The sequence below is a fragment of the Paracoccus subflavus genome, from assembly GCF_004310345.1.
In the GTDB taxonomy this organism is placed as follows: domain Bacteria; phylum Pseudomonadota; class Alphaproteobacteria; order Rhodobacterales; family Rhodobacteraceae; genus Paracoccus; species Paracoccus subflavus.
In genome coordinates, this window is record NZ_SISK01000003.1 from 219274 (window position 1) to 244030 (window position 24757).

Consider the following 24757-nt stretch of genomic DNA (forward strand, 5'->3'; position numbering starts at 1 on the left):
ACAATGATTCGGTCAATAATCAAATTGCTTATCAATTATAAAATATCGTGCCTCACATAAATTAGATCATCTGGATTTATTTAGAGATTGCTTATTATAAAAATATTATCTCCCTGGTGAGTATCGCGATCCTGACCTTGATGTCAGACCTTCCATAGCCATCCGCCCGCATCCGGCAGGCAAGCCAGGCCACAAGACGGGCCTATGGCGCCCGGTGCCGGGTGCCACACCCACAGACATGCGGAAATGCTGCATGAAGCAAACGGGGAACCAATGCCGTTCAAGGGCCGGTTGTCTCAAGGGAAAACATGCTGCTATGGTTGCCCTGCCTGGTGGAACAGCCCTCAGTCAACAGCCCGGAGACCGACATGGAACTTATCGCAAAGGCAACCGCGGCGGTGGGCGGCGCCGTCGCGCTTTTGCGTCGGGTCGGAACACCTGCGCATCAGGCCCTCGGGCCCAGCCCGCAGATCCCGGATGCAAAAGCCCAGGGGATCATGACCTTGAAGATGCCCGTTGCCAAGGGCTGGACAACCGGGCACCTCCCCACCTGTGCGCCTGGCCTGAGGGTGAATGCCTTTGCATCCGGTCTCGACCACCCCCGCTGGATCGAGGTTCTGCCGAATGGCGACGTCCTGGTGGCGGAATCGAAGGAACGGCCTGCCCCGCCCAGGTCGCTGATGGATCATGCGGCCCAGGCGACGATGCGCCGGGCCAAGGCGATCGGGGACAGCGCGAACCGCGTGATCCTGCTGCGGGATGCCAATGGCGACGGAACCGCCGAAACGCGCAAGGTCTTTGTCGAAAACCAGAACCAGCCCTTCGGCATGGCGCTGATCGGAGACAGGTTCTACCTGGGCAACACCGACGGCATCGTGGTCTTTGACTATGCCGCTGATGCGACCTCCCTGGCAGGAACGGGCAAAAAGCTGGTCAGCTTCAAGCCGCATGGACACTGGACGCGCAGCCTGATCGCCTCTCCGGATGGCAGCAAGCTCTATGCCGGTGTCGGGTCGCTGACGAACATCGCCGATCGGGGGATGGAACCCGAACAGGGACGTGCCGCAATCTGGGAACTGGATATCGCGACAGGAACCGCCCGCATCTTTGCCTCGGGGCTGCGCAATGCCGTCGGCATGGCGTGGGAGCCCAGGACCGGGACATTGTGGACCGTGGTCAACGAGCGGGACGGCCTGGGGGACGAGACGCCCCCGGATTACCTGACCTCGGTGAAAGAGGGCGGGTTCTATGGCTGGCCCTATTCGTACTGGGGAGGCATCGTCGATCAGCGGGTTCCGCAGGACGCCGCCCTGGTCGCCCGCGCGATCACCCCGGATTATGCATTGGGCGGGCATACCGCATCGCTTGGGCTTTGCTGGATGCCTGCCGGAACCTTGCCGGGCTTTGGCGACGGCATGGTGATCGGCCAGCACGGATCGTGGAACCGCGCCAAGCTGAGCGGTTACAAGCTGATTTTCGTACCCTTCTCGAATGGTGTGCCCGACGGCTCTCCGCGTGACATCCTGACGGGCTTTCTGTCCGCGGACGAACGGATCGCCTATGGCCGCCCCGTCGGCGTGGCGATCGGGCCAGACAAAAAATCCCTGCTGATGGCGGATGACGTGGGGGACGTGATCTGGCGCGTCACGGGTGCCTCGTGACAGCGCGGATCGAAGCCGGGGTCAGTGGCCTCAGACGGCCCCACGGAAATACAGTCTGCTGATATGTCTGGGCCTTTTGCGCCGGAAAAGCCACGCGACCTGCCTCGGGCAAGACCAGGAATGAACCGGCATCGTTGACCTGAGGGGACATCTTGGTCCGAATGCCGCCGCCGCTCGGCAAGGCCGGGGGGTATCAATCGCCTCTAGGACGCGCGCGCCGCGGACACGGCGCCCTGGCTGGAAATCCCCGCGTCAGGCCTTTCCCTTGGGGCCCCCATACGTTAAAGCCACGCGACCGCCAGAATTAGGGAGTCCCTCTCAGATGGGCTACAGAGTCGTCGTCGCCGGCGCCACCGGGAATGTGGGCCGCGAAATGCTGAACATCCTGGACGAACGCATGTTCCCGGTGGACGAGATTGCCGTGCTGGCCTCGCGCCGGTCGCAGGGCACCGAGGTCAGCTTTGGCGACAGGACTCTCAAGATCAGGGACATCGAGCAGTTCGACTTTGCCGGCTGGGACATCGCGCTGTTTGCCATCGGGTCCGAGGCGACCAAGGTCCATGCCCCCCGCGCCGCCGCGGCGGGCTGCGTGGTGATCGACAACTCCTCGCTCTATCGCTACGATCCCGAGATCCCGCTGATCGTGCCCGAGGTGAACCCCGAGGCGATCCACGGCTACAAGAACAAGAACATCATCGCCAATCCCAACTGTTCGACCGCGCAGATGGTGGTGGCGTTGAAACCGCTGCATGACCGTGCGCGGATCAAGCGGGTGGTGGTCAGCACCTATCAGTCCGTGTCCGGCGCCGGAAAAGAAGGCATGGACGAATTGTGGGACCAGACCAAGGGCATGTATGTGCCGGGCCAAGAGGTCGCCGCCAAGAAGTTCCAGAAGCAGATCGCCTTCAACGTGATCCCGCAGATCGACGTTTTCCTGGACAGCGGCGACACCAAGGAAGAATGGAAGATGACGGCCGAGACCAAGAAGATCCTCGACCCGTCCATCAAGGTCACCGCGACCTGCGTGCGGGTGCCGGTCTTTGTCGGCCATTCCGAAGCCATCAACATCGAGTTCGAGGATTTCCTGGACGAAGACGAGGCCCGCGACATCCTGCGCGAGGCGCCGGGCATCCTGGTCGTGGACAAGCGCGAACCCGGCGGATACACCACCCCGGTCGAATGCGTGGGCGATTTCGCGACCTTTGTCAGCCGCATCCGCCAGGACGTGACGGTCGAGAACGGCCTGAACCTGTGGTGCGTCAGCGACAACCTGCGCAAGGGCGCGGCGCTGAACGCCGTGCAGATCGCCGAACTGCTGGGCAACCGTGTCCTGAAAAAGGGCTGAAGCCGTGTTCGACTGGATCACGGCCTTTCTGGACAGCGGCGGGGTCTGGGCCATCGCGGCCCTGATGTTTCTGGAAAACGTCTTTCCGCCGATCCCGTCCGAACTGATCATGCCGCTTGCGGGCTTCAACGCGGCCCGCGGCGGCACCCCCCTGTGGCTGGCCGTTCTGGCGGGGGGGCTGGGGTCAGTGGCGGGCGCGTATTTCTGGTATCTGGCGGGCCGCGCCTTCGGGGCACACCGGCTGCGCCGCCTGATTGCCCGCCACGGTCGCTGGCTGACCCTGACCCTGTCCGAATTCGAGGCGGCAGAGCGGTGGTTCCATCGCCATGGCCGCGCCGTGATCTTTTTCGGCCGCTTCATTCCCACCGTGCGCACCCTGATCTCGATCCCCGCCGGGATCGAGCGGATGCCGCAGGGGCCGTTTCTGCTGTTTACCGCGCTTGGCAGCTTTATCTGGTCGGGCGGGCTGGCCTTGGCAGGCTATCTGCTGGAGGACCAGTACGAACGGGTCGAACACTGGATCGACCCGCTGTCCACGGCGGTCGTGATCGGTATCGTCGCGCTGTATGTCTGGCGTGTGATCCGCTGGAAACCCGACGCCTGACGGCAGGGATCAGACCGCCATCCACGCCTTTCCCCCATCCGCCGCCTGCATCAGCGTGCCCTGGCCGATGTCATGGACCAGACCGTGCAGCGACATCTGCCCGGTCTCGACCGCCGTGCGCACAAAGGGAAAGGTCATCAGATTTTCGATCGACATCAGCACCGCTTCGCGTTCGAGGGCGGGGATCTGCTGATCCTCGGGCAGATCCTTCACCCGGTCATAGCCGGGGCGCAGGATGTCCATCCAGCGTCCGACGAAGCTGGTCTTTTCCTCCAGTTCGGGGGCGCGGCCCGAACACATGGCATGGCATCCGGCCACGCCCCCGCAGTGGGTGTGGCCCATCACGATCAGATGCGCGACCTTCAGCGCCTGCACGGCGTATTCGACCGCAGCCGAGGTGCCGTGCTGCAACCCGTCGGGCGCATAAGGCGGCACGAGATTGGCGATATTGCGATGGATGAAGAATTCGCCCGAATCCGCGCCAAAGATGCTGGTGACATGGACACGCGAATCGCAGCATGAAATCACCATGCCGCGCGGACGCTGCCCGTCCGTGGCCAGTCGGCTGTACCAGGCGCTGTTCTCGGCATAGGCCGTGGCTTTCCAGCCGTGATAGCGCGTTACCAGATATTGCGGCAGGGGGCGGAGGGTCTGCATGTCTGTCCTCGTGGTTGCCGGCGTCCTGATAGGGCATGTTCGGATAAAATTCGACATGTTTCTTTGGTTCCCATCAAGCCTTTCTTCATTGCACCCAGGCATGGTGCGGGAACTGAAAGATGCAAGGCGATCAAGGGTGGCAGATGGCACAGATCACGGCACTGGCCGTTTCCGAACCGGTTCGGGTGGATTCGCGTCGCGTGGGCGACATCGTGACCGAACTGGGTGAAACGGCGGCGCAAAACGTCATCGGGCTGGCGCTCGAACAACTGGCGGGGGCGCTGACGGCCACCGACCGGGCCGTGCGCGCCGTTGATCTGCCCGAGGCCGCGCGGCAATGCGACCTTCTGGCGCGGCTGGCCTGGCAGATCGGGCTTTTGTCGCTTGCGGGCGTGGCGATGGATCTGGGCAGTTGCGCGGAAGCCGACGACCCGACCGCCCTTTGCGCGGTCCATTCCCGCCTGATGCGGGTGGGCAACCGGTCCCTGACCGCGATCTGGGATCGCAGCGGCATCACCTGACCTTGCGGCCGGGACCGCAGGCTGTAGGCTGGCGCCCGCACAGACAAGGACGCGCCGATGACCCCCGACTTTGCCGCCGATTCCGCCGATGCCCTGCCTTTGTGGGCCGCGTGGAAGGGGGATCCGCTGCCCGAGGCCGCCGGTCCCTGGCCGGTCGCCAGCGGCTTTTCCGCCAAGCCGGGCGAGATCTGCCTTTTGCCCGATGGGGCGGGCGGATTGGCCGGGGCCATCCTGGGCTTGGGCGACCGGTCCATGGCGAACCGTCAGCGCTTTCTGCTGGCCCATGCCACGGCCCTGCCGCAGGGCACCTGGCGCCCGATCCTGCCCGAAGGAATGGACCCCGACGAAGCCGCGCTGGCGCTGCTGCTGGGGCAGTATCGCTTCACCCGCTACAAGGGCGCGGCCTATGCCGGGGCGCGGTTCACCTGCCCCGAGGGTGCCGACGCGACGCTGGTCCGCGCGCAGGCGGCGGGGGAATTCCTGACCCGCGACCTGATCAACACCCCCGCCAACGACATGGGACCGGACGGTCTGGAAGCCGCCGCCCGTGCCTTGGCAGATGAGGTGGGCGCTGCCTTTACCGTGACAACCGGCACGGAACTGCTGGACGCCAATCTGCCGATGATCCATGCGGTCGGACGCGCAGCCGAACAGGCACCGCGCCTGATCGACATGCGTCTGGGCGATACCGGCCCGCGTCTGACGGTGGTGGGCAAGGGCGTCTGCTTCGATACCGGCGGACTGGATCTCAAGCCCTCGGCCTCGATGCTGCTGATGAAAAAGGACATGGGCGGGGCGGCCACCGCGCTTGGCCTGCTGCGGATGCTGGCCATGACGGGGGCTGCGGACCGGATGCGGGTCCGGGTGCTGCTGCCGGTGGCGGAAAACAGCGTATCCGCCGCGTCCTTCCGGCCCGGCGACGTTCTGACCAGCCGCAAGGGCCTGACGGTCGAGGTGAACAACACCGATGCCGAGGGCCGCCTGATCCTGGCCGATGCGCTGGCCCTGGGGGCCGAGGAATCGCCGGACCTGATGATCTCGCTGGCGACATTGACGGGGGCCGCGCGGGTGGCGCTTGGCCCCGACCTGCCGCCCTTCTATTGCGACGACGATGCCGCGGCCGATGCGCTGTTCCGCGCTGCCGCGGCCGCGCGCGATCCCCTGTGGCGGATGCCCTTCTGGGCCGGCTACGAAGCGCAGATCGAACCCGCCATCGCCGACCTGGACAACGCGCCGTCCGGCGGGATGGCCGGGTCGATCACCGCCGCCCTGTTCCTGCGCCGCTTTGCCCAGGGGGCCGGGCGCTATATCCACCTGGACATTTACGGCTGGCAGCCGGTTCTGGCGCCCGGCCGGCCCAAGGGCGGCGTGGGCCAGGGCGCGCGGGCCATCATGGCGGCCTTGCCGCATATCCTGCCATGACGCTGGACCGCCGCCTGACCCCGGCCACCGACCGCGTGGCCCTGGAATCCTTGTCCCATGTGATCGAACGCCCCGCCTATACACCAGGGCATCCCGCCCGGCTGTCGGTGCCCTTGGCCGATCTGGTGGGCGCGCCGGACGGTCGGCGCGACCGGCAGGTGAATTTCGGCGCCGATGTCACGGTGATCGAGACGCGCGGAGACCGGAGCTTCGTGCAAACCGCTCTGGACGGCTATTGCGGCTGGCTGCCCGCCGCCGCCCTGACCACCGTCCTGCCGCCCGTCACCCACCGGGTTGCCGCCCCCGCCACCCATGTCTATCCCGCCCCCGACATGAAGCAGCCCGAACAGACCAGCCTGTCCCTGGGCGCCCGCCTGTCGGTCACAGGGGTCGAGGGGCGATTCGCCCGGCTGGCCACGGGGGGCTTTGTTCCCGTCCAGCACATCGGCGACCGGCCGGCGGCCGACCCGGTGACGGTGGCGGAAAGCCTGCTGGGCACGCCCTATCTGTGGGGCGGCAACAGCCGCTGGGGCATCGACTGTTCGGGACTTGTGCAGGCGGCGCTGACGGCTTGCGGGGTCCCCTGCCCCGGCGACAGCGACCTGCAACGCGCGGCCTTCCCTGCGGTTGACACCATCCGGCGCGGCGACCTGTTGTTCTGGCCCGGCCATGTGGCGCTGGCGATGTCGCCCGACCGGATGATCCACGCGACGGCCTTCGCCATGGCGGTGATCGTCGAAGCCATTCCGGACGCCATGGCCCGGATCGACGCGGCGGGCGACGGCCCGTTCCTGGGCATCCGCCGCCCGCCTCTGGCGCAGCCAGCAGCCTTGGCCTAGACCCCCGCCAAAGGAGTCCACGGCCATGTTCACCGTTTCGCTGATCGCATCGCCCCTGCGCGCCAACCTGACCGAGGCCGTGGCCCAAGACCTTGCCCGTCGCTGGGACGGCGGGCCGCTGCGCTGGCTGAACCCAGCCGTCGCCGCCGAATTCGATGTCGTGGCGCGCCCGGCGGATTTCGACGCGGCCCGGACCGACCTGAACGATCAGACCCTGGATCTGGCGATCCAGCCGACCGACGGGCGCCGCAAGAAAATCCTGCTGGCCGACATGGATTCCACCATGATCGGCCAGGAATGCATCGACGAACTGGCCCATGTCGCGGGCGTCGGCCCCCGCGTGGCCGCCATCACCGCCCGCGCCATGAACGGAGAGTTGGACTTCAACGGTGCCCTGACGGAACGGGTGTCGCTGCTGACGGGGCTGCGCGACAGCGTGATCGCGGAGGTTCTGGCCTCGCGCATCACCATGGCCCCGGGCGGGGCCGAACTGGTGGCGACGATGCGCGCCCATGGCGGCTATGCGGCCCTAGTGTCGGGCGGCTTTACCGCATTCACCGAATCCGTCGCCGACCGGCTGGGGTTCGACGAACACCGCGCCAACACCCTGCTGGCCCAAGGGGGTTTGCTGACCGGCCGGGTCGCCCTGCCGATCCTGGGCCGCGAGGCCAAGGTCGAGGCGCTGGTCCAGATCGCCCACGCGCGCGGCCTGACCCCGGCGGACGTGATCGCGGTGGGCGACGGTGCCAACGACCTGGACATGATCCAGCTTGCGGGAACCGGCGTCGCGCTGCACGCCAAGCCCAGCGTCGCGGCGCAGGCCCCGGTCCGCATCGACCATGGCGACCTGACCGCGCTTTTGTACCTGCAAGGCTATTCCGTCCGCGATTTCGTCACGGGCTGATCGCCAGCACCGTGTCCGCCGCCGGGCGCTCCACGCTGGCCGCAGCGCCGGTGCCCGCCCAGAAGGCGCCGTATCCGGCATGGCCCCGCGCCATCGCCGCGGCGTGCAGCGCCTTGCCCAGATCATAGGCCACCGGATAATCCGCCGCCTCTGCGTCGTCGATGACGGTGAAGTCGTTCACCAGGCAGCGCGCCGCACGGCCCGAAATGGCGCGGGTCATGACCGTGCGCCCGCCCGACAGGGCCGCGCGATGGGCCGGGGGCGTCGCGGCATCGGGCGCGCGCAGAAAAGCGGTGCCGCATTGCACGGCCGCGGCGCCCGCATCCCTCGCGGCCCGGGCCGCGGCCCGGTCCATGATCGCCCCCGCCGCCACGATCGGCAGGCCCAACGGCAACAGGAGGCGGGTCAACTGCAAATGATCCAGCCGCGCATCCGGGCCGTCAGGATCGAAGATGCCGCGGTGGCCGCCTGCCTCATACCCCTGGGCCACGATCGCGTCGAAGCCGGCATCCTTGATGGCCTGCCCCTCGGCCAGCGATGTCGCGGTGGCCCACAGCCTGCACCCCGCCCCCTTCAATGCCGCGATCTGGTCCGGGCCGGGCAGACCGAAGTGGCAGCCAACGATCGCGGGCCGTTCCGCCAGCAGCACCGACAGCATGGCGTCGTTGCCGCGAAAGCCGGGATAGATTTCGGACAGCCTGTCGGGCGGTTCGGCCCCGAAACGTCCGAATTCAGGGCGCAGGCGGTCGATCCAGGCGGCCTCGCGTGCCCCGTCGCGCCGGGCAGGCGCATGACAGAACAGGTTGACCCCGAATGGCTGGTCCGTCCCCTGCCGCACTGCCCCGATCGCCTTGGCCGCGTTCCGGGCGTCCAGAGCACCCAGCGCCACAAATCCCAGTCCGCCCGCCTTGCAGACCGCCATCGCCAGTTCGGGCGTCGATGTGCCTGCCATGGGCGCCTGCACCACGCGGTGTTTCAATCGGTCGAACATGTCCCCTCCTGCTTCATTGTCTTGGTGCAAATATCCCACGGGAGTCCGGGGGTCTGAAACCCCCGGTCTGGCCGACCTTTACAAAACCCGGCCGAAATCACATTGCCCCTCCATGATCGAGCTGTCCCTTGAGCTGTTCCTGCTTCTCGCCGCCGCCGGTTTCGCGGCGGGCTTCATCGATTCGATCGCCGGGGGGGGTGGACTGATCACCCTGCCCGCGCTGATGCTGGCGGGCATCCCGCCCGCGCAGGCCCTGGCCACGAACAAGGTCCAGGGGGTCTTTGGCGCGGCGACGGCGGCGATCAGCTATGCATCCCGCGGCCTGGTCGATCTGCGCAGCCAGTGGAAACCGGCGCTGATCGCAGGCATCGCCGGGGCGGTCGGCGCGGCGCTTGTCAGCTATCTGCCGACCGACCAGTTGCGGCTGGTGCTGCCGGTGATCCTGATCGCCATCGCCGCTTTCTTTGCCTTCAAGCCGGGGCTGGACGATCTGGACCGGGTGCAGCGCGTGGCGCCTGCCGCCTTTGCCCTGACTGCCGTGCCGCTGATCGGGTTCTATGACGGGTTCCTGGGGCCCGGGGCCGGGTCGTTCTATATGATCGCCTTTGTCACGCTGGCCGGATACGGGGTGCTGAAGGCCACCGCGCATACCAAGCTGCTGAACTTTGCCTCGAACCTGGGGGCGCTGCTGGCCTTTGTCGTGGTGGGCCAACCCCTGTGGCTGCTGGGCATCGTCATGGGGGCCGCGCAGATCGGGGGGGCCATGCTGGGCGCGCGGCTGGCCAGCCGGATCGGCGCGCGGCTGATCAAGCCCTTGCTGGTCGCGACCTCGGCTGCGCTGGCGCTGCGGCTGATCTGGCAGATGGTCTAGGACGGAAAGCCGGGGGCGGTCCGCATCTCGCCGGTGACAAGGCCGCGCCAGTTTCGGATCGGCCCGGTCAGGAAGTGCGCCACGGCCGGATCGCCCTTGTCCAGCGCGCCCACATGCACCAGCAGCGCCGTGATCGCCGCCTCGGCCGCGCGCATGGCGCCGTCCGTCACCTTCAGCGCCAAGCCCAGGCCCTGATCGGGCAGGATCGCCACGAACACCGCCTCGGCCCCGGTCTTGGCGGCGACCCGGCCGCCCATGGCGCGCATCAGGATCGTGCAGGCCCGCCCCTCGCCCGCCACCAGGTCGGGATGAGCGCGCATCGCATCCACCAGTCGCCGCATGGCCTGGCCACGCAGGTCGCCGCCCGGATCGGCGAACCGCGCCATGGCCCGGCCCAGTCCCGCCAGCGAACAGGACCAGTTCGGGGCCGAGCAGCCGTCGATGCCGAAACCGGGGCTGACCTCGGCGGTGACCTCCTCGAAGGCGGCCTTGACGGCCTTCTGGACGGGATGGCCGGGATCGACGTAATCGGACCCGCCGCCCAGATGCCGGTTCAGCGTCAGAAAGCCCGCGTGCTTGCCCGAGCAGTTGTTGTGCAGCGGGCCGGGCCTGTCGTCGGAACAGGTCAGCCGGCGGTTCTCATCGGCGTCGTGGGGCATGTGGCAGCCGCACAGCAGATGGGATTCGTCCAGGCCCAGCCCCGCCACCCAGCCGCCCACGGCATCCACATGCAGCCGCGCGCCGCTGTGGCTGGCGCAGGCCAGGGCCAGATGCCGCTCGGTCAGCCCCGCCGCGTCGGCGGCCCCGCTTTCGATCAGGGGCAGGGCCTGGATCATCTTGCACGACGATCGCGGAAAGACGATCCGCCCGGGCTGCCCCCAGGCCTCGACCACGCCTTTGGTGTCGCAGATCACGGCATTCCCGCAGTGCAGGCTTTCGCGCTGCCCGCCGCGCCACAGTTCGATCAGGTCTGCCGGCCGCATTGTCCGTTCCCCTCCTGACAAATGCGCGATTTCCTGCCTTGCGCTCTTTTGCGCAGGGTGATTTTGGCTATCCTGACCGCAGATGGTTGAAAAGACCACAGCGATCGGGAAGAACGCCCCTGAAGCGGCGAAACCTATGGCAGGAGGCCAGAGCATGACCAACACCACGCTGCGCGGCATGACCGCCGCCCTGGCCCTGACGGTAGGGCTGTCGGCGGCATCGGCGCAGGAATCGACCAATGTCGTCGCGACCGAAGGGGACTGGACGGTCTTCGCGGCGGACAACCCCCAGGAGTGCTGGGCCGTATCGCCGCCGCGCGCCACGCAGAATACCGATGCCAACGGCGCCCCGCGCGAGGTGACGCGCGGCGACATCCGCCTGTACGTGGCCTATCGCCCCGGCCAAGGGGGCGAGGTGTCGTTCAGCGGCGGCTATCCCTTTGCCCCCGACAGCACGGTCGAGGTGGATATCGGCGGCACCAAGTTCAACCTGTTCACCGAGGGCGAGAGCGCCTGGACCGGCAGCGCGGCCGACGACGAACGGCTGATCGCCGCCCTGCGCGGGGGGTCGAATGCGGTTGTCACCGGCCGGTCGTCGCGCGGCACCGTGACCAAGGACACCTTCAGCCTGGCAGGCATCACGGCGGCCACGAACACCGCGCGGGAACGCTGCCAGTAATGCCATACGGGCCCCCGCCCCCGCACCCCCGTGATATATGAACCGGAATGACGGGCGAGGCCGGTTGATTTTCGGCCCCGTTTGGCTTATCTGCGGGTCTTCCCCAATGCCGGTTGACCCATGAACGCGCCCATCACGCAGGATGTCCTGACCCTTCCCCGCAAGTTGCCCGACAGCGGGCGGGTGAACATCATCGGGCTGACGCGCGACCAGTTGCGCCAGGCGCTGATCGACGCGGGCACGCCGGAAAAGCAGGCCAGGATGCGGGTGGGCCAAGTCTGGCAATGGGTCTATCACTGGGGCGTGCGCGATTTCGCGCAAATGTCGAACCTGGCCAAGGACTATCGCGCCCTGCTGGCCGAGCGGTTCGAGATTTCCCTGCCCGAGATCGTGACCCACCAGATCAGCGCCGATGGCACGCGCAAGTATCTGGTCCGCATCGCCGGGGGCCACGAGGTCGAAACGGTCTATATCCCCGAGGAAGGGCGCGGCACGCTCTGCGTCAGCAGCCAGGTCGGCTGCACGCTGACCTGTTCGTTCTGCCACACCGGCACGCAGAAGCTGGTGCGCAACCTGACCGCCGGGGAAATCGTCGGGCAACTGATGCTGGCGCGCGACGACCTGGGGGAATGGCCGCAGCCCGGCGCGCCCAAGGATGAAACCCGGCTGGTCAGCAACATCGTCCTGATGGGGATGGGCGAACCGCTGTACAACTTTGACGCCGTGCGCGATGCGATGCGCGTTTGCATGGACAACGAAGGGCTGTCGCTGTCGCGCCGCCGCATCACCCTGTCCACCAGCGGCGTGGTGCCCGAAATTGCCCGCACCGCGCGGGAGATCGGCTGCCAGTTGGCCGTCAGCTTCCACGCGACCACCGACGCGGTTCGCGATGTGCTGGTGCCGATCAACCGACGCTGGAACATCGCCGCGCTGCTGGACGCGCTGCGCGAGTATCCGCGCCTGTCGAACAGCGAACGCATCACCTTTGAATACGTGATGCTGGCCGGCGTGAACGACAGCGACGAGGATGCGCACCGGCTGGTGGACCTGATCCGGGGCATCCCGGCCAAGATCAACCTGATCCCCTTCAACGAATGGCCCGGCGCGCCCTATAGACGCTCCAGCAACAACCGCATCCACGCATTCGCCGACATCATCTATCACGCGGGCTATGCCAGCCCGATCCGAACCCCGCGCGGCGAGGACATCATGGCTGCCTGCGGGCAGTTGAAGTCGGCAACCGAGCGGGGGCGGAGATCGCGGGCGGAGGTTGTGGCTGACGTATCGCATCACACGTGACTTCGGGTGGAACGATGGATGCCGATGATCTGAGCAGTATCGGAAGCCTTGCAGTTGCCTTGGCTGCGCTTGTTGTTTCGCTTGTTTCCATGCGAAAGACCAATCAGTTTGGCGCCACGACCGACAGGCTGAACAGGCTTCTGATTGATCGCGAAACAGCGGCGGTTCATGAGGACAAGGCGGCAAGATTTATCGCCGAGATCATACCCAGGAATAGCCCCCAGTTTTCCATCCTCAGAATTTGCAATGCAGGAAAAGGTGTTGCTTGCAACGTGAGACTTACCGATCTGGGCGATCGACAGTCGACCTCTTTGATACCGGACACAATCTATCGCAACTTTCCAAAATCGTTGCTGCACCCTCAACAATCCGTTGATTTGGATTTCTTTGTAAAACTGAAGTTTGGTAGGAAAATTAAGATACGCATCGAGTGGGACGACGCGATCGACAAGGATCACGCTATGGAACTAGAGTTTTGATGGAAGAGGCCAATGTCTCATCTGCTGTTCCATGGTTGCGCTCTGATCGACTCTGCCGAGTCGACCATGCTGTTAAACCCGGTTGCAGGAGAACCATATGAACATCTTCCGCGCGGGCCAGACGCCCTCACGGCCCGGCCCGGCCGACTGGTTCACCGGGCAGGTTCGCATCGACGCGCTGTTCAACCGCGCCGCGCCCGACCGGGTGCAGGGGGCGCTTGTCACCTTTGAACCAGGCGCCCGCACCGCCTGGCATACCCATCCCTTGGGCCAGACGCTGATCGTGACCGCCGGGCTGGGCCGGGCACAGCGCCAGGGCGGCCCGGTCGAGGATATCCGGCCCGGCGATGTGGTCTGGTTCGCCCCCAACGAGCGCCACTGGCACGGCGCCTCTCCGCAGACGGCCATGAGCCATATCGCCATCCACGAGATGCAGGACGGCACGGCTGTCACCTGGATGGAGCATGTCAGCGACGCCGATTACGGCGCCTGATTTCCCGGCCGAATGCCGTGCCTGTCCCTTGGGCCGGGGCGGCCGGACAGCGTGCCCTTTCCCTGTCGCCAATGCCGGTCCGGCTTTCCACAAAACAACGGCCGCAGAACGGGCCCTTCCGCCGATCGCCTTTGTTCGGATTGATGTTCCACCCCTAATCGGTGTCCCGGCGGAACCTGTCCGGGCATATCGGGTTCTTCTGTCCCGGCGCCTGATGGGCCGCCCGGATGCCTGAGGGTCATGACGATGAGCGATTCAAAGAGCCGCAGAAATCCCAATCCTGCCCTTGGCATGGCCCCTGCGGGCCAGGGCGGCCTTTCCGGTCGTCATCCGGCCGGGGCATGGGACAGCGGGACGGATCGCGAAAAACCGGGATTGCCTGATGGCCATATTTGACCGAATGCCGGATGCCCCAAGGGCCAGAACCTCATTGCGCATCCTGATCGTCCGAAAGGGCAGCCTGTTTCCGACCCGGTTGGAACAGGAAATCAGGGCGGCCGGGGATGTGGTTGTCGGACCCTTTGCCGATATCGACGAGGCGATCAGCCAGGCGGCACAGGCCCAGGCCGCGATCCTGGACATCGGCACGGACGACGACCGGTGTTTTGCCATCGCGAATGCCCTGCGGTCCATGGGGATGCCCTTTGTCGTCCTGACGGACGACCTGCCGGCCCAGGGGGCGCAAACCCTGCATCAGCGGTTTCCGCAGCAGCGCACCTATCCCCGGCCAATCAGCGCTGGACCGATTCTGCACGACCTTCGCCAGCAGCAGCGCAGCATGGGACCGCATCGTGACGAGAGCATGGAACAGATCGTGCTTGACATGATCCGTCGGTCCGGTGGCATGATGCCCGACAAGGCCTCGGCCGACAGGCTGGTCGAGGCGGCCCTGCTGCGGGCGATTGCCGCGAAACGCAAGGGCGGTCTGCCGGGCGATCTGCGGCTGCAACTGATGGGCCTGCTGGACGAGGAATATCTGCGCCATGGCCGGACACACCTGAATTGATGCCCGTGATTCCCCTTGGCGACCGATCCTGCCGACCTGCCGCAGGCCTTCGGAATGCCTGTCGTCACGCCGATCCGGCAGGGCCGGACCAATCCACCTGTCTTGCCGCACCGGGGGCGGTGCGATGAGCGGCGGGCCGGTTTCCTTCGACTGCGTCGTCATCGGCGGCGGGCCGGCCGGCATGTCGGCCGCGATCTATCTGGCGCGGTTTCGGCGGCGGGTGGCGCTGATCGACAAGGGGCACAGCCGGGCGGCGCTGATTCCCCGGTCGCACAACCATCCGGGCTATCCCGACGGAATCCGGGGCGGCGACTTGCTGGACCGGATGCGCCAGCAGATGCAGCAGTTCGGGGTCACGGCGGTTCAGGGCCAGGCCACGGATGCCGAACGACGGCCCGATGGCCTGTTCGCGGTGCGGGTGGCGGGACAGACCCTTCTGGCCGACCATCTGATCCTGGCGACCGGGGTCCGCGACCGGTTGCCACCGGTGGACGATCCACTGCGCCACATCCGCGAAGGGCTGATCCGGCAATGTCCCGTCTGCGACGCCTATGAGCTGACGGACAAGCCCGTCGCGGTCATCGGCGCCGGGGCCTGCGCCGCCGGAGAGGCCCTGTTTCTAAGCCATTACACCGCCGAGGTGTCGATCCTGACCCTGGGTGAAAGCCCGGATCTGTCCGAAGACATCCTGGCCAAGCTGCAACGGGCCGGGGTGCGGATGGTCCGCGACCCTGTCCGGTCCTGGATTTTCGGACAGGCCGGCGGGGATCAGGCGAATGGGGACCGGGGGGTTGGGGTCTGTCTTGCTTCCGGGCAGCGGCTGGATTTCGCGGCGGTTTATTCGGGTCTGGGAAACGACCCCCGGAACGATCTGGCCCACCGCCTGGGCGTGACCCTTGCCGATGACGGGCGGATCGGCACCGGCGGTCACCAAGAGACATCCGTGTCCAAGGTGTTCGCCGCCGGCGATGTCGTCACGGGGTTGAACCAGATCGCCGTCGCCATGGCCCAAGGCGAGATCGCGGCAACCCATGTGCACAATCTGCTGCGGCTGCGCGAGGGGCGATGCGTCGCCGACAGCCTGTAAGCCGACCCCGGCCGCGACGCCCCGGAATGATCAGATCCAGGGCGCGTGCAGGGCAAGTTCGGTGCGGTTGCGGACCTCCAGCTTCTTGAACATGTTCGTCAGGTAATGCTTGACGGTCTTCTCGCTCAGGCTCAGGCGGCGGCCGATGTCCTTGTTGCAGCATCCTTGCCGGACCAGGGCATAGATCTCGGCCTCGCGCTTGCTCAGCATCCGCGCATCCTCGGGATGTCCGGCGGCGGCCTTCGGCGGCTCGGCGGCCGCGATCAGCCGGGCGGCCAGGTGGGGGGTGACATAGCAGCCGCCTTCGGCCACCGCCCGCAGGATGGCGCACAGTTCCGCGCCGCCGGTGCCCTTGAGGACATAGGCCGCCGCGCCCAGCCGCAGCGCCCCGATCACGTCGTCGGGGGCTTCCGACATCGACAGCACGACGATCCGGGTGCCGGTGGCCTGCCGCGCCAGATCGCAGATGACGCTCATCCCTCCGCCGGGAATGTTCAGGTCGAGGATCAGAAGATCGGGCCGGCGTTCCAGCGTCAGGGCCGTCGCCTCGCTGGCCGTGACCGCCACGCCGATCACGGAAAACTCCTCGCATTCAGAAACGATCTTGGCCAGCCCCTCGCAGACGATGGGATGGTCATCGACGATTGCAACCGTGACGTTACGCATCAAGTGTCTCCGCGCTGAAAAGGGGAAAGGTGGCGCGCAACTGCGTTCGCGCGCCAGCGTGGCGAACCAGCCCGACCGTGCCCCCCAGGTGTTCGATGCGGCGGCGCAGAGTCGCCAGGCCCACAGGCTCGTGCAGAGCGGGATCGGCGGGCGCGGTCGGGGGACGCCCGCCGTCGATCACCGACACCTCCAACCCGGCCTGGGCGGGGCGCACGATCACCTGCTGATCCGTGCCCCCGGCGTGCTTGAAGGCGTTGTGCAGCCCTTCGCGCACGAACCGGCAGACCGCCGTGCGGATGGGCGGCGACGGTTCGGCCAGATCGGGGTCCAGGACCAGATCGACCCCGGTTCCGGTTCGCCTGATGTGATCGGCCACGACCGCACCGATGGCCTGGGCCAGCGGCATGTCTGGCGGCTGGCTCTGGCTTGTGCCGCTCAGCAGCGCCTGCACCTCGTTCATCGCCTCCTCGAGAATGGTCCGAACCGCCCGCTCGTCCCGATCGGCGGGATCGCCGTCCGGGGCGGGCTTCATCCGCAGCAACGCCACCGTCAGCAGTTGGCCGATGCCGTCATGAATGTCGGCATGCAATTGAGTCAGGCGATTTTCCTGGCGCTTTTGCTGCCGGGCAAGGCCGGTCAGACGGTTGCCGAATTCGCTGCGCTGGCGCGACAGGACGGCATCGCCCTGACGCAGCAGAAAATAAAGGACAAGGATAAAGAACACCCCGACCGTGATGATCGCGGCCCACATCTGCCAGCGGATTCTTGTCAGGACCTTGGACGCCTCGACGGCTTCTTGATAATATTCGGCCACCGCGACGATCCGGTTTTCCCCCGCAAGTCTGATCGGCACGTAAATCTCGAAGAATTTGGCGTGCGGGGCCGCGAAGCCGGCCGAAGGACCGGCATGAAGATTGTCATTGATCTCGACGCTGACCTGGCCGGCCATGGCCTCTTGCAACTGGGAACCGATCGGAAACACCTGGCCCGTGATGTCGTCGCGGGCGGCATAAAGAACCTGTCCCGTCGGCGCCCATACGATCATGTCGAACACGCCGATCGACCGGGAAATCTGCTGGAAATGCGCATCCAGCCGTGCCCGGATGGCAGGGGTCAGGGGGCCTGCGGCAAAGTCGTCGGCATATTGGGCCAACGTGGTTTCCAGAAGATTGCCCGCCCGATAGCCCACCTCAGCCTCGATGGTCCGGCTCAGGCGCGACACGAACCAGATGCCCAGGCAAGCCATTCCTATCATGAGGATCATGACACCGGCAGACAAATACTTGCGCAGCATTCCGCGCCACCCTGGCAGGACTTCCAGACTGCTGGAATATCCGGCAACCTTTAACGTTTTTTCCCTCTCATGACGCTTACACCTGCCGAATCCTAAAAGCTAGGGCGATCAGCGGCGGAAAGAGGCCCTCCCGCCGGGTTTTTATTTCAGAAAAAGTGCAGGAGAGTCTTGTTTTCCGGACAACACCTGCAGGAATTTATCCAAGGTTGAGTATTTATATAATTTATCGCGTTTAAATTGATAACCGCAGGGTATTTGTCTGCGTGTCGTCTGCATTATCGAATTCGCGAGCCTGTTTCAGACGAAAGTCGCCATTCCGTCGGACCCAGGTCCGTATCGGTCGGCCATCGGATCGGCGTAATGTGATCTTCTCGAAGGCAGACCGACGAATGTAGCGGTCCGTTTTCGACATCTGTCTCGGAGATTCGCCACGCTGCGAAAGCGCAGGGGTCGGGCGTCGGATGACGCCTCCGGCGGACACTCCTTTCATCAGTCCATGGGAGAGGACAATGGCAACGAGTTTTCATGTTAACCGGCACGACCTGGAATTCATTCTCAAACAGATCGAAGTGGCCGAGCTTGATGCAGGGGGGATGACGACCACCGAGGCCATCCAGGCAGTCTATGGGGTCAGCGCGGCGGACGCGGCGCTGATGCCGGCTGGTCTTCGTACCGTTGACGGAAAGGACAACAACCTGCTGCCGGGAACCGAGGACAACGGCGCCGTCAGCACGCCGTTCCCGCGCCTTCTGGACCCCGTGTATTCCAACGAGGGCGACGAGGTGCCCTTTCACGGGGTGACGAACACCGATTATGGCACCGGCGGAAACGTGGTGGACAGCGATCCCCGGACGATCTCGAACCTGATCGTGGACCAGACCCCCGCGAACCCGGCGGCGATCTATGCCGCGCTGAAGGCGATCGGGATCACGGGAACCGATGCCACATCGGCCGTGAACGCGGTTTCGGCGGCCTATCAGGCCACGCTGAACGCAAAGGGGGCCAGCGCGGCGGTTACCGCGGCCGAGCAGGTGCTGACGGTCGAAACGGGCGAACATGCGGCGGCCCTGGCCGCCCACAACGCCGCCACCGATACATTGACCCGCTATGCGACTGCCGAGCCTCTGGCCCAGAACGCGGCCCTTGCCGCCGATGCCGCCGCGCAGGCGCTGACCGACCTGATTGACGAGCTTGCCGCGCCTTCGGGAAACGAGACCCTGCTGTATACGGCTGCGGTCGATGCGGCGCTGGCGGCGCAGACTGCGGCCAATCTGGTGCTGGACGCCCTGAATGGCCTGACCACACCCGAAGCACAGGCGACGGCCGACGCCGCCACAGCCCTGCTGGGGGCGCTGGACGCGTTGGACGGCGATTCGGTGATCGACGCGACCGACCTGCCTGCGGCCCAGGCCGCCGCCGACGCCTATGCGCCGGTGACCGGCCCGTCCGGCACGGCGTCCGACAGCGTGGATGCCATCACGGCGGCGCATTCCACGGCCCAGACCACGGCTGCGGGAACGCAGACCGATCTTGATGCGGCGCAGAGCCAACTGGATGCCGCCCAGCTGGCCTATGACGCCGCGGTCGCGACGGCAGGCACCGCCGGCACGCCCGAGAGCGCGGCGGCCTTTCTGGCCCAGACGCTCGAGGATTATGGCCTGTCGGGCGGGGCCAATGGCGGGCTGGTGATCGACCACGTTTCCCCCGATGTCGGGCTGACGGCACCCTTCAACAGCTTCATGACCATCTTCGGGCAGTTCTTCGATCATGGGCTTGATCTGGTCAACAAGGGCGGCAACGGCACCGTCTATATTCCCTTGCAGGCCGACGATCCGCTGATCGCCGGCGCGGATCAGGTCTTTGACACCGCCGACGACCTGGCCCCCCAACTGCGCTTCATGGCGCTGACCCGCGCGACGCCGGTGGTCGATGAAAACGGCGTGGAACAGCACGTCAACGCCACCACGTCCTTTGTGGACCAGAACCAGACCTATACCTCGCACGCCTCGCACCAGGTCTTTCTGCGCGAACAGGTGCGGATCGAGGTGGACGGCCAGATGCGCGCCGTCTCGACGGGCCGCCTGATCGACGGCAAGGCCGCGACCGGATCGCTTGACGGCGCGATCGGCAACTGGGCCGATGTCAAGGCGCAGGCGCTGTCGGTGCTGGGCATCCGCTTGCAGGACAGCGATGTCGGCCGGGTGCCGCTGCTTCTGACCGATCCCTATGGCAACCTGATCCTGGGCGACAACGGCTATGCCCAGATGGTCATGGAACCCCTGACCGTAGGCGGCCAGCCCTGGCTTCAGGAAGGCTCGGCCGCGGGCATCACCACCGAAGGCAGCATGGAATCGGGCGTGGCCTTCCTTGTGGACATCGCCCATCACGCGGCCCCCGGCACCTTCGACCTGAACCGCGACGGCATCCCGGACGGGGTGATGACAGCGGATACGGACGACGTGACGGGCGACGACCACAACCCGACCACCTATGACGACGAGATGCTGGACCTGCACATCGCATCCGGTGACGGGCGCGGGAACGAGAACATCGCCCTGCAATCCATCCATTCGGTGTTCCATTCCGAACACAACCGCATCGTCGAGGAAAACAAGCACACCATCCTGGAAACCGGCGACCTGGCGTTCATCAACGAATGGCTGCTGGAACCGATCACGGAGCTGCCCACAACGCAGGCCGGAATCGACGCGCTGCTGTGGAATGGCGACCGGATGTTCCAGGCCGCGCGCTTCTCGACCGAGATGCAGTATCAGCACATGGTGTTCGAGGAATTCGCCCGCCGCATCCAGCCGGGGATTGATCCGTTCGTGTTCACCAATTCGGCCGATATCGACCCCTCGATCGTGGCGGAATTCGCCCATGCGGTCTATCGCTTCGGCCATTCGATGCTGACCGACACGGTGGACCGGCTGGGCGCCGATCTGCTGCCGGTCAACAGCGACGCCGAACAGATGACCCTGATCGAGGCCTTCCTGAACCCCGAGGCCTTTACCGGCAGCGGGGCGGATCTGGCCCAGGCGCAGGCGGCCTTCATCCGCGGCCTGACATCCGACGTGGGCAGCGAGATCGACGAGTTCGTCGTCCCGGCGCTGCGCAGCAACCTGCTGGGCCTGCCGCTGGATCTGGCCGCCCTGAACATCGCCCGGGCGCGCGAGACGGGCGTGCCTTCGCTGAACGAGGCGAGGACGCAGCTTTACAACGACTTTGCCCTGCCTGACCTCAAGCCCTATGCAAGCTGGACCGAGTTCACGCAGCACCTGAAGAACCCGTTCTCGATCGCGAACTTCATTGCGGCCTATGGCAACCACGCGGCCATCGCCAGTGCCACCACCCTGACCGACAAGCGCGAGGCGGCGACGCTGCTGCTGTTCGGGGACGGCACCAACGGCGACGGCGTGACCATCCGCGGCGTGACCTATACCAACGCCGACCGGCTGGACTTCCTGAACGGGCGCGGCGCCTATGGCGCGGCCAATGACCGGGGCGGACTGGACAATGTCGATCTGTGGATCGGCGGCCTGGCCGAAAAGGTCACCGAATTCGGGGGGATGCTGGGCACCACCTTCGGCTTTGTCTTCGAATACCAGATGGAGCAGTTGCAGAACGGCGACCGGTTCTATTACCTGGGCCGGACGCAGGGCCTGAACATGCTGGACGCGCTGGAGGCCAACACCTTCGCCGACATCGTGATGCGCAATTCGGCCCTGAGCGGGGATTACGCCACCCACATCAACGCCAACCTGTTCCTGACCCCGGACATGATCCTGGAACTGGACGGGGCCATCGCTCAGCGCGACTACAACGGCAGCGATTCGGGCCGCGATCCGGTCTGGGACGACCCGCTGCTGGAGGCGATCGACCCCAAGGTGATCCGGGTGGATTCTGGCGTCACCGACGCGAACGGCCATCAGGTCGGGGGAGAGCTGCATTTCCGGGGCGGCGAGCATGTGGTGCTGGGCGGCACCGAAGGCAACGACCGCCTGACCTCGGATCTGGGCGACGATGCGCTGTGGGGCGACGGCGGCAATGATTACCTGAACGCCGGCGCGGGCGCCGACCAGGTCTTTGGCGGCGACGGCGACGACATCATCGAGGATCCTTTCGGCGACAACTTCCTGCGCGGTGAACGCGGAAACGACGTCGTGTCCTCGGCCAGGGGCATCAACCTGCTGTTCGGGGGCCAGGGCAAGGACGCGCTGCTGGTCGGCCAGGACGCAGGCGAGGCCTTCGGCGGCGAGGGCGACGACTTCATCCTGGGCAGTTCCGGCCCCGACAATCTGCTGGGCAACGAGGGCAACGACTGGATCGAGGGCGGCGAGGGATTCGACGTCATCGCCGGCGAGAACTCGGAACTGTTCTTCAACTCGACCATCGTCGGCCATGATGTCGCCTGGGGCCAGGGCAACGACCAGGACTATGACCTGGAATCAGGGGACGACATTGCCCTGTCGGGGCCGGGCGTCCAGCGGTTCGAGGGCATGTTCGGCTTTGACTGGGCAAGCGCCAAATACGACGTGGCGGGCGCGAACTGGGACTTCAACATCCCGATCTTCACCTCGGTCCCGGCCGAGATCCTGCGCGACCGCTTTGATCTGATGGAGGCAATGTCGGGCTGGAACCACAACGACGTGATGCTGGGCGACAACCGCGGCACCACCGCGGGTGGCCTGGATCCCAACCTGGCCTTTGACGATCACGTCCTGACCGGCGCCGGCATCGACCGGATCGAGGGGCTGCGGACCTGGTTCGACGGGGCATTGGAAACCCTGTTCGGCGCCGGGGCCACGACCTATCGCGACGGCAACATCATCATGGGCGGCGCCGGGTCGGACCAGATGATGGGGCGCGGCGGCTTCGACGTCCTGGACGGCGATGCCTGGCTGAACGTCCGCATCCGCATCAGGGTGGACGGGAACGAATATTCGGCGGAATCGCTGAACAGTTCGCAGGCCGCGGCCGGTCCCTTTGCCGGCAAGGTCTATGCGGTGGGCACCGACGGCCGGCCCGACTTCTCGGCCCCGGCCTTTGGGGGACGCTCGCTGACCGCGCTGCTTCTGGATCGCACGATCAACCCCGGCGACATGTCGATCGTGCGCGAAATCCTGAAGGCAGCGCCCGGCACGGCAAGGGATACCGCGATCTTTGCCGGCAACGTCAGCGAATACGAGATCGAGGGCCGGGGATTCCAGATCGGCACCAGCCCGCTGATCCAGGCCGCCTATGACGTGAACGGCGACGGCTTCATTTCCGTCCGCGACCTGGGCGGCGGCGGCCGGGCGGCCTTCGACGACACCGACCTGATCCGCAACATCGAGGATCTGAGATTCGCTGACGAAACGATCGCCATCGACAGGCCGCTGGGCATCAACGTCAACTTGGCCCTGAATGTCCAGTCGGCCCCCACCGCCCTGCCGGCGAACGGGTCCGTCATCGGGCAGATGACGGCCCAGGGGGTCATCGGCACCTTTGCCCTGGCGGCGGGAAGCAGCAGCAGCTTTGCCATGGCAAGCGACGGGACGCTGTCGCTGGTTCTGCCGCTTGGCGTCAACCAGACCCATCAGCTTGACGTGGTCTTCACGACCGCGGGTCTCAGCCGCACCGAACGGCTGCAGGTGGTGACGGGCAGCAATGCGGTCGACATCTTTGCGGGATCGGCTAATGACGATCTTGTCTATGGGATGGGCGGCAACGATGTCATCACGGGCGGCGCGGGCAACGACGTGCTGTTCGGGCAGGCGGGCGCGGACCAGTTGTCCGGCGGCGATCGCCGCGACACTCTTGCGGGCGGAGCGGGCAACGACACGGTCAGCGGCGGGGCGGGCGACGACCTGATCCTGTTTGCCTGGGGCAACGGCAACGATGCCGTCGATGGCGGCGATGGCACGGACCGGATCGCGATCACCGGCACCTTGGCCAACCAGACCCTGTCCGCGACTTGGAACGGGGCCGTGCTGACCGCCCTGACCGGCTTCACCTCGCGCGTCTCGGTCGAGGAGATTTACGTGGACCTGCTGGGCAGCACCGATACGCTGGCCTATACGGCGGCCTCGGCCGGTGTGGCGGTGGATCTGGGGGCGGGAACCGCGTCGGGCTTCACGTCAATCGCCAACATCTCGAACGCGAACGGCGGGGGCGGGGCCGATGTCCTCTCGGGAAGCAATGTGGCGAACACGTTGAACGGGGGCGGCGGCAACGACCTGCTGCTGGCGCAATCCGACGATGCGGGCGACCTGTATGTCGGGGGTGCCGGGTTCGACCGGCTGGACCTGTCGGCCCATTCGGCCGACCTGTCGGTCGATCTGTCCTTTTCGGTCGCCACCGTGGCCGGCACGGGCAGCACCACCTTGCTGTCGGATCGGGTCCAGTTCGTCGAGGCGCTGATCCTCGGCGCCGGCGCCGACATGGTGCTGGGCAGCGGGGTGGCCAACAGCCTGGCGGGCGGCGACGGCAACGATACGCTCAGCGGCATGAACGGGAACGACTCGCTGGACGGCGGCGGGGGCGACGACCGGCTGGAAGGCGGCGCCGGGCTGGACCTGCTGACCGGCGGGCTGGGAGAAGACCGGTTCGTCTTTGCGGCGGTCTCTCACAGCACGGTCGCGGCATCGGACGTGATCGCCGACTTCGACCTGGCGGGGGCGCCGGGCGGGGATCTCATCGACATCGGCGATGCGGCGGGACTGCCCTTCCTGTTCATCGGAACCGCGGCCTTTGCCGCCGGAGGCACGAACCAGGTCCGCATCACCGACAACGGCATCGATACCTTCGTGCAACTGGATACCGACACCGACACCGGCGTCGAGGCACAGATCCGCATTCTGGGCCTGCACAACCTGGGGGCCGCAGACTTTCTTCTGTAAGCCCGGCGGGGCGCGGATTCGACGGACCCACGATCCGCGCCCCCGACAGTCCGGGCAGCAAAGGCAAAGTCCGGA

20 protein-coding genes are annotated in these 24757 nt (G+C 66.2%); 15 read left to right on the forward strand and 5 right to left on the reverse strand.

The annotated features are described in order from the left end of the window. The first annotated feature begins 368 nt into the window (after nt 1–368). The 3 genes from EYE42_RS06165 to EYE42_RS06175 all read left to right on the forward strand — a co-directional run bounded on the left by EYE42_RS06165 (nt 369) and on the right by EYE42_RS06175 (nt 3610). The gene (locus EYE42_RS06165) at nt 369–1661 is read left to right on the forward strand and encodes a PQQ-dependent sugar dehydrogenase (protein WP_130990439.1); all 1293 of its coding nucleotides are present in this window, start codon (nt 369–371) and stop codon (nt 1659–1661) included. Between the two features lie 322 nt (nt 1662–1983). Beyond that, nucleotides 1984–3006 carry an aspartate-semialdehyde dehydrogenase gene (locus tag EYE42_RS06170; protein ID WP_130990440.1) on the forward strand — a complete coding sequence of 341 codons (1023 nt, stop codon included), beginning with the start codon at nt 1984–1986 and terminating at the stop codon, nt 3004–3006. A gap of 4 nt (nt 3007–3010) precedes the next feature. Continuing rightward, nucleotides 3011–3610 carry a DedA family protein gene (locus EYE42_RS06175; protein WP_130990441.1) on the forward strand — a complete coding sequence of 200 codons (600 nt, stop codon included), beginning with the start codon at nt 3011–3013 and terminating at the stop codon, nt 3608–3610. Between the two features lie 9 nt (nt 3611–3619). Here EYE42_RS06175 and EYE42_RS06180 read toward each other — a convergent pair whose 3' ends face one another. Further along, nucleotides 3620–4267, reverse strand: a complete 648-nt coding sequence (locus EYE42_RS06180) for a carbonic anhydrase (RefSeq protein ID WP_130990442.1) — start codon at nt 4265–4267, stop codon at nt 3620–3622. A gap of 143 nt (nt 4268–4410) precedes the next feature. On the opposite strand from EYE42_RS06180, the gene EYE42_RS06185 reads away from it, so the two are divergent. Genes EYE42_RS06185 through serB form a run of 4 tightly spaced genes read left to right on the forward strand, consistent with a single transcriptional unit; the run spans nt 4411 to nt 7953 of the window. Beyond that, nucleotides 4411–4788 carry a hypothetical protein gene (locus tag EYE42_RS06185; RefSeq protein WP_130990443.1) on the forward strand — a complete coding sequence of 126 codons (378 nt, stop codon included), beginning with the start codon at nt 4411–4413 and terminating at the stop codon, nt 4786–4788. 57 nt (nt 4789–4845) lie between these two features. After that, nucleotides 4846–6210 (forward strand): leucyl aminopeptidase family protein, encoded by a 1365-nt coding sequence (locus EYE42_RS06190; protein ID WP_130990444.1) that lies wholly within the window; start codon nt 4846–4848, stop codon nt 6208–6210. After that, the gene (locus EYE42_RS06195) at nt 6207–7049 is read left to right on the forward strand and encodes a C40 family peptidase (protein WP_130990445.1); all 843 of its coding nucleotides are present in this window, start codon (nt 6207–6209) and stop codon (nt 7047–7049) included. The genes EYE42_RS06190 and EYE42_RS06195 overlap by 4 nt, the downstream gene beginning before the upstream one ends. Before the next feature lie 25 nt (nt 7050–7074). After that, complete coding sequence (gene serB / locus EYE42_RS06200) at nt 7075–7953, forward strand: phosphoserine phosphatase SerB (RefSeq protein WP_130990446.1); 879 nt, start codon at nt 7075–7077, stop codon at nt 7951–7953. Here the strand turns inward: serB and EYE42_RS06205 are convergent. Next, nucleotides 7943–8944, reverse strand: coding sequence for an NAD(P)H-dependent flavin oxidoreductase (locus EYE42_RS06205; RefSeq protein ID WP_130990447.1), 1002 nt, complete (start codon nt 8942–8944; stop codon nt 7943–7945). The two genes, serB and EYE42_RS06205, sit on opposite strands and share 11 nt — an antisense overlap. Nucleotides 8945–9056: 112 nt before the next feature. On the opposite strand from EYE42_RS06205, the gene EYE42_RS06210 reads away from it, so the two are divergent. Then, on the forward strand, nt 9057–9815 hold the full coding sequence (locus EYE42_RS06210; RefSeq protein WP_130990448.1) for a TSUP family transporter: 759 nt from the start codon (nt 9057–9059) through the stop codon (nt 9813–9815). Here the strand turns inward: EYE42_RS06210 and EYE42_RS06215 are convergent. Continuing rightward, the gene (locus EYE42_RS06215; RefSeq protein WP_130990449.1) at nt 9812–10798 is read right to left on the reverse strand and encodes an asparaginase; all 987 of its coding nucleotides are present in this window, start codon (nt 10796–10798) and stop codon (nt 9812–9814) included. The two genes, EYE42_RS06210 and EYE42_RS06215, sit on opposite strands and share 4 nt — an antisense overlap. A 154-nt stretch (nt 10799–10952) precedes the next feature. Here EYE42_RS06215 and EYE42_RS06220 point away from each other — a divergent pair, with 154 nt between their 5' ends. The 6 genes from EYE42_RS06220 (at nt 10953) to EYE42_RS06245 (ending at nt 15841) form a co-directional block, all read left to right on the forward strand. After that, entirely contained in the window at nt 10953–11477 is a 525-nt protein-coding gene (locus tag EYE42_RS06220; RefSeq protein WP_130990450.1) for an invasion associated locus B family protein, read from the forward strand. 120 nt (nt 11478–11597) lie between these two features. Next, a complete protein-coding gene (rlmN, locus tag EYE42_RS06225) occupies nt 11598–12776 on the forward strand; it encodes a dual-specificity RNA methyltransferase RlmN (RefSeq protein ID WP_130990451.1) in 1179 nt (392 codons plus the stop codon). Between the two features lie 14 nt (nt 12777–12790). After that, nucleotides 12791–13255 (forward strand): hypothetical protein, encoded by a 465-nt coding sequence (locus EYE42_RS06230; RefSeq protein WP_130990452.1) that lies wholly within the window; start codon nt 12791–12793, stop codon nt 13253–13255. Between the two features lie 97 nt (nt 13256–13352). Further along, entirely contained in the window at nt 13353–13748 is a 396-nt protein-coding gene (locus tag EYE42_RS06235) for a (R)-mandelonitrile lyase (protein WP_130990453.1), read from the forward strand. Between the two features lie 382 nt (nt 13749–14130). Further along, nucleotides 14131–14754 carry a hypothetical protein gene (locus EYE42_RS06240; protein WP_130990454.1) on the forward strand — a complete coding sequence of 208 codons (624 nt, stop codon included), beginning with the start codon at nt 14131–14133 and terminating at the stop codon, nt 14752–14754. A gap of 124 nt (nt 14755–14878) precedes the next feature. Further along, nucleotides 14879–15841 (forward strand): NAD(P)/FAD-dependent oxidoreductase, encoded by a 963-nt coding sequence (locus tag EYE42_RS06245; protein ID WP_130990455.1) that lies wholly within the window; start codon nt 14879–14881, stop codon nt 15839–15841. A gap of 30 nt (nt 15842–15871) precedes the next feature. Here EYE42_RS06245 and EYE42_RS06250 read toward each other — a convergent pair whose 3' ends face one another. Next, complete coding sequence (locus EYE42_RS06250; RefSeq protein ID WP_130990456.1) at nt 15872–16507, reverse strand: LuxR C-terminal-related transcriptional regulator; 636 nt, start codon at nt 16505–16507, stop codon at nt 15872–15874. Further along, entirely contained in the window at nt 16500–17801 is a 1302-nt protein-coding gene (locus EYE42_RS06255; protein WP_130990457.1) for a sensor histidine kinase, read from the reverse strand. Before EYE42_RS06255 ends, EYE42_RS06250 begins: the two co-directional genes overlap by 8 nt. 509 nt (nt 17802–18310) lie before the next feature. Here EYE42_RS06255 and EYE42_RS06260 point away from each other — a divergent pair. Continuing rightward, entirely contained in the window at nt 18311–24682 is a 6372-nt protein-coding gene (locus EYE42_RS06260) for a peroxidase family protein (protein ID WP_130990458.1), read from the forward strand. Nucleotides 24683–24757: the final 75 nt, after the last annotated feature.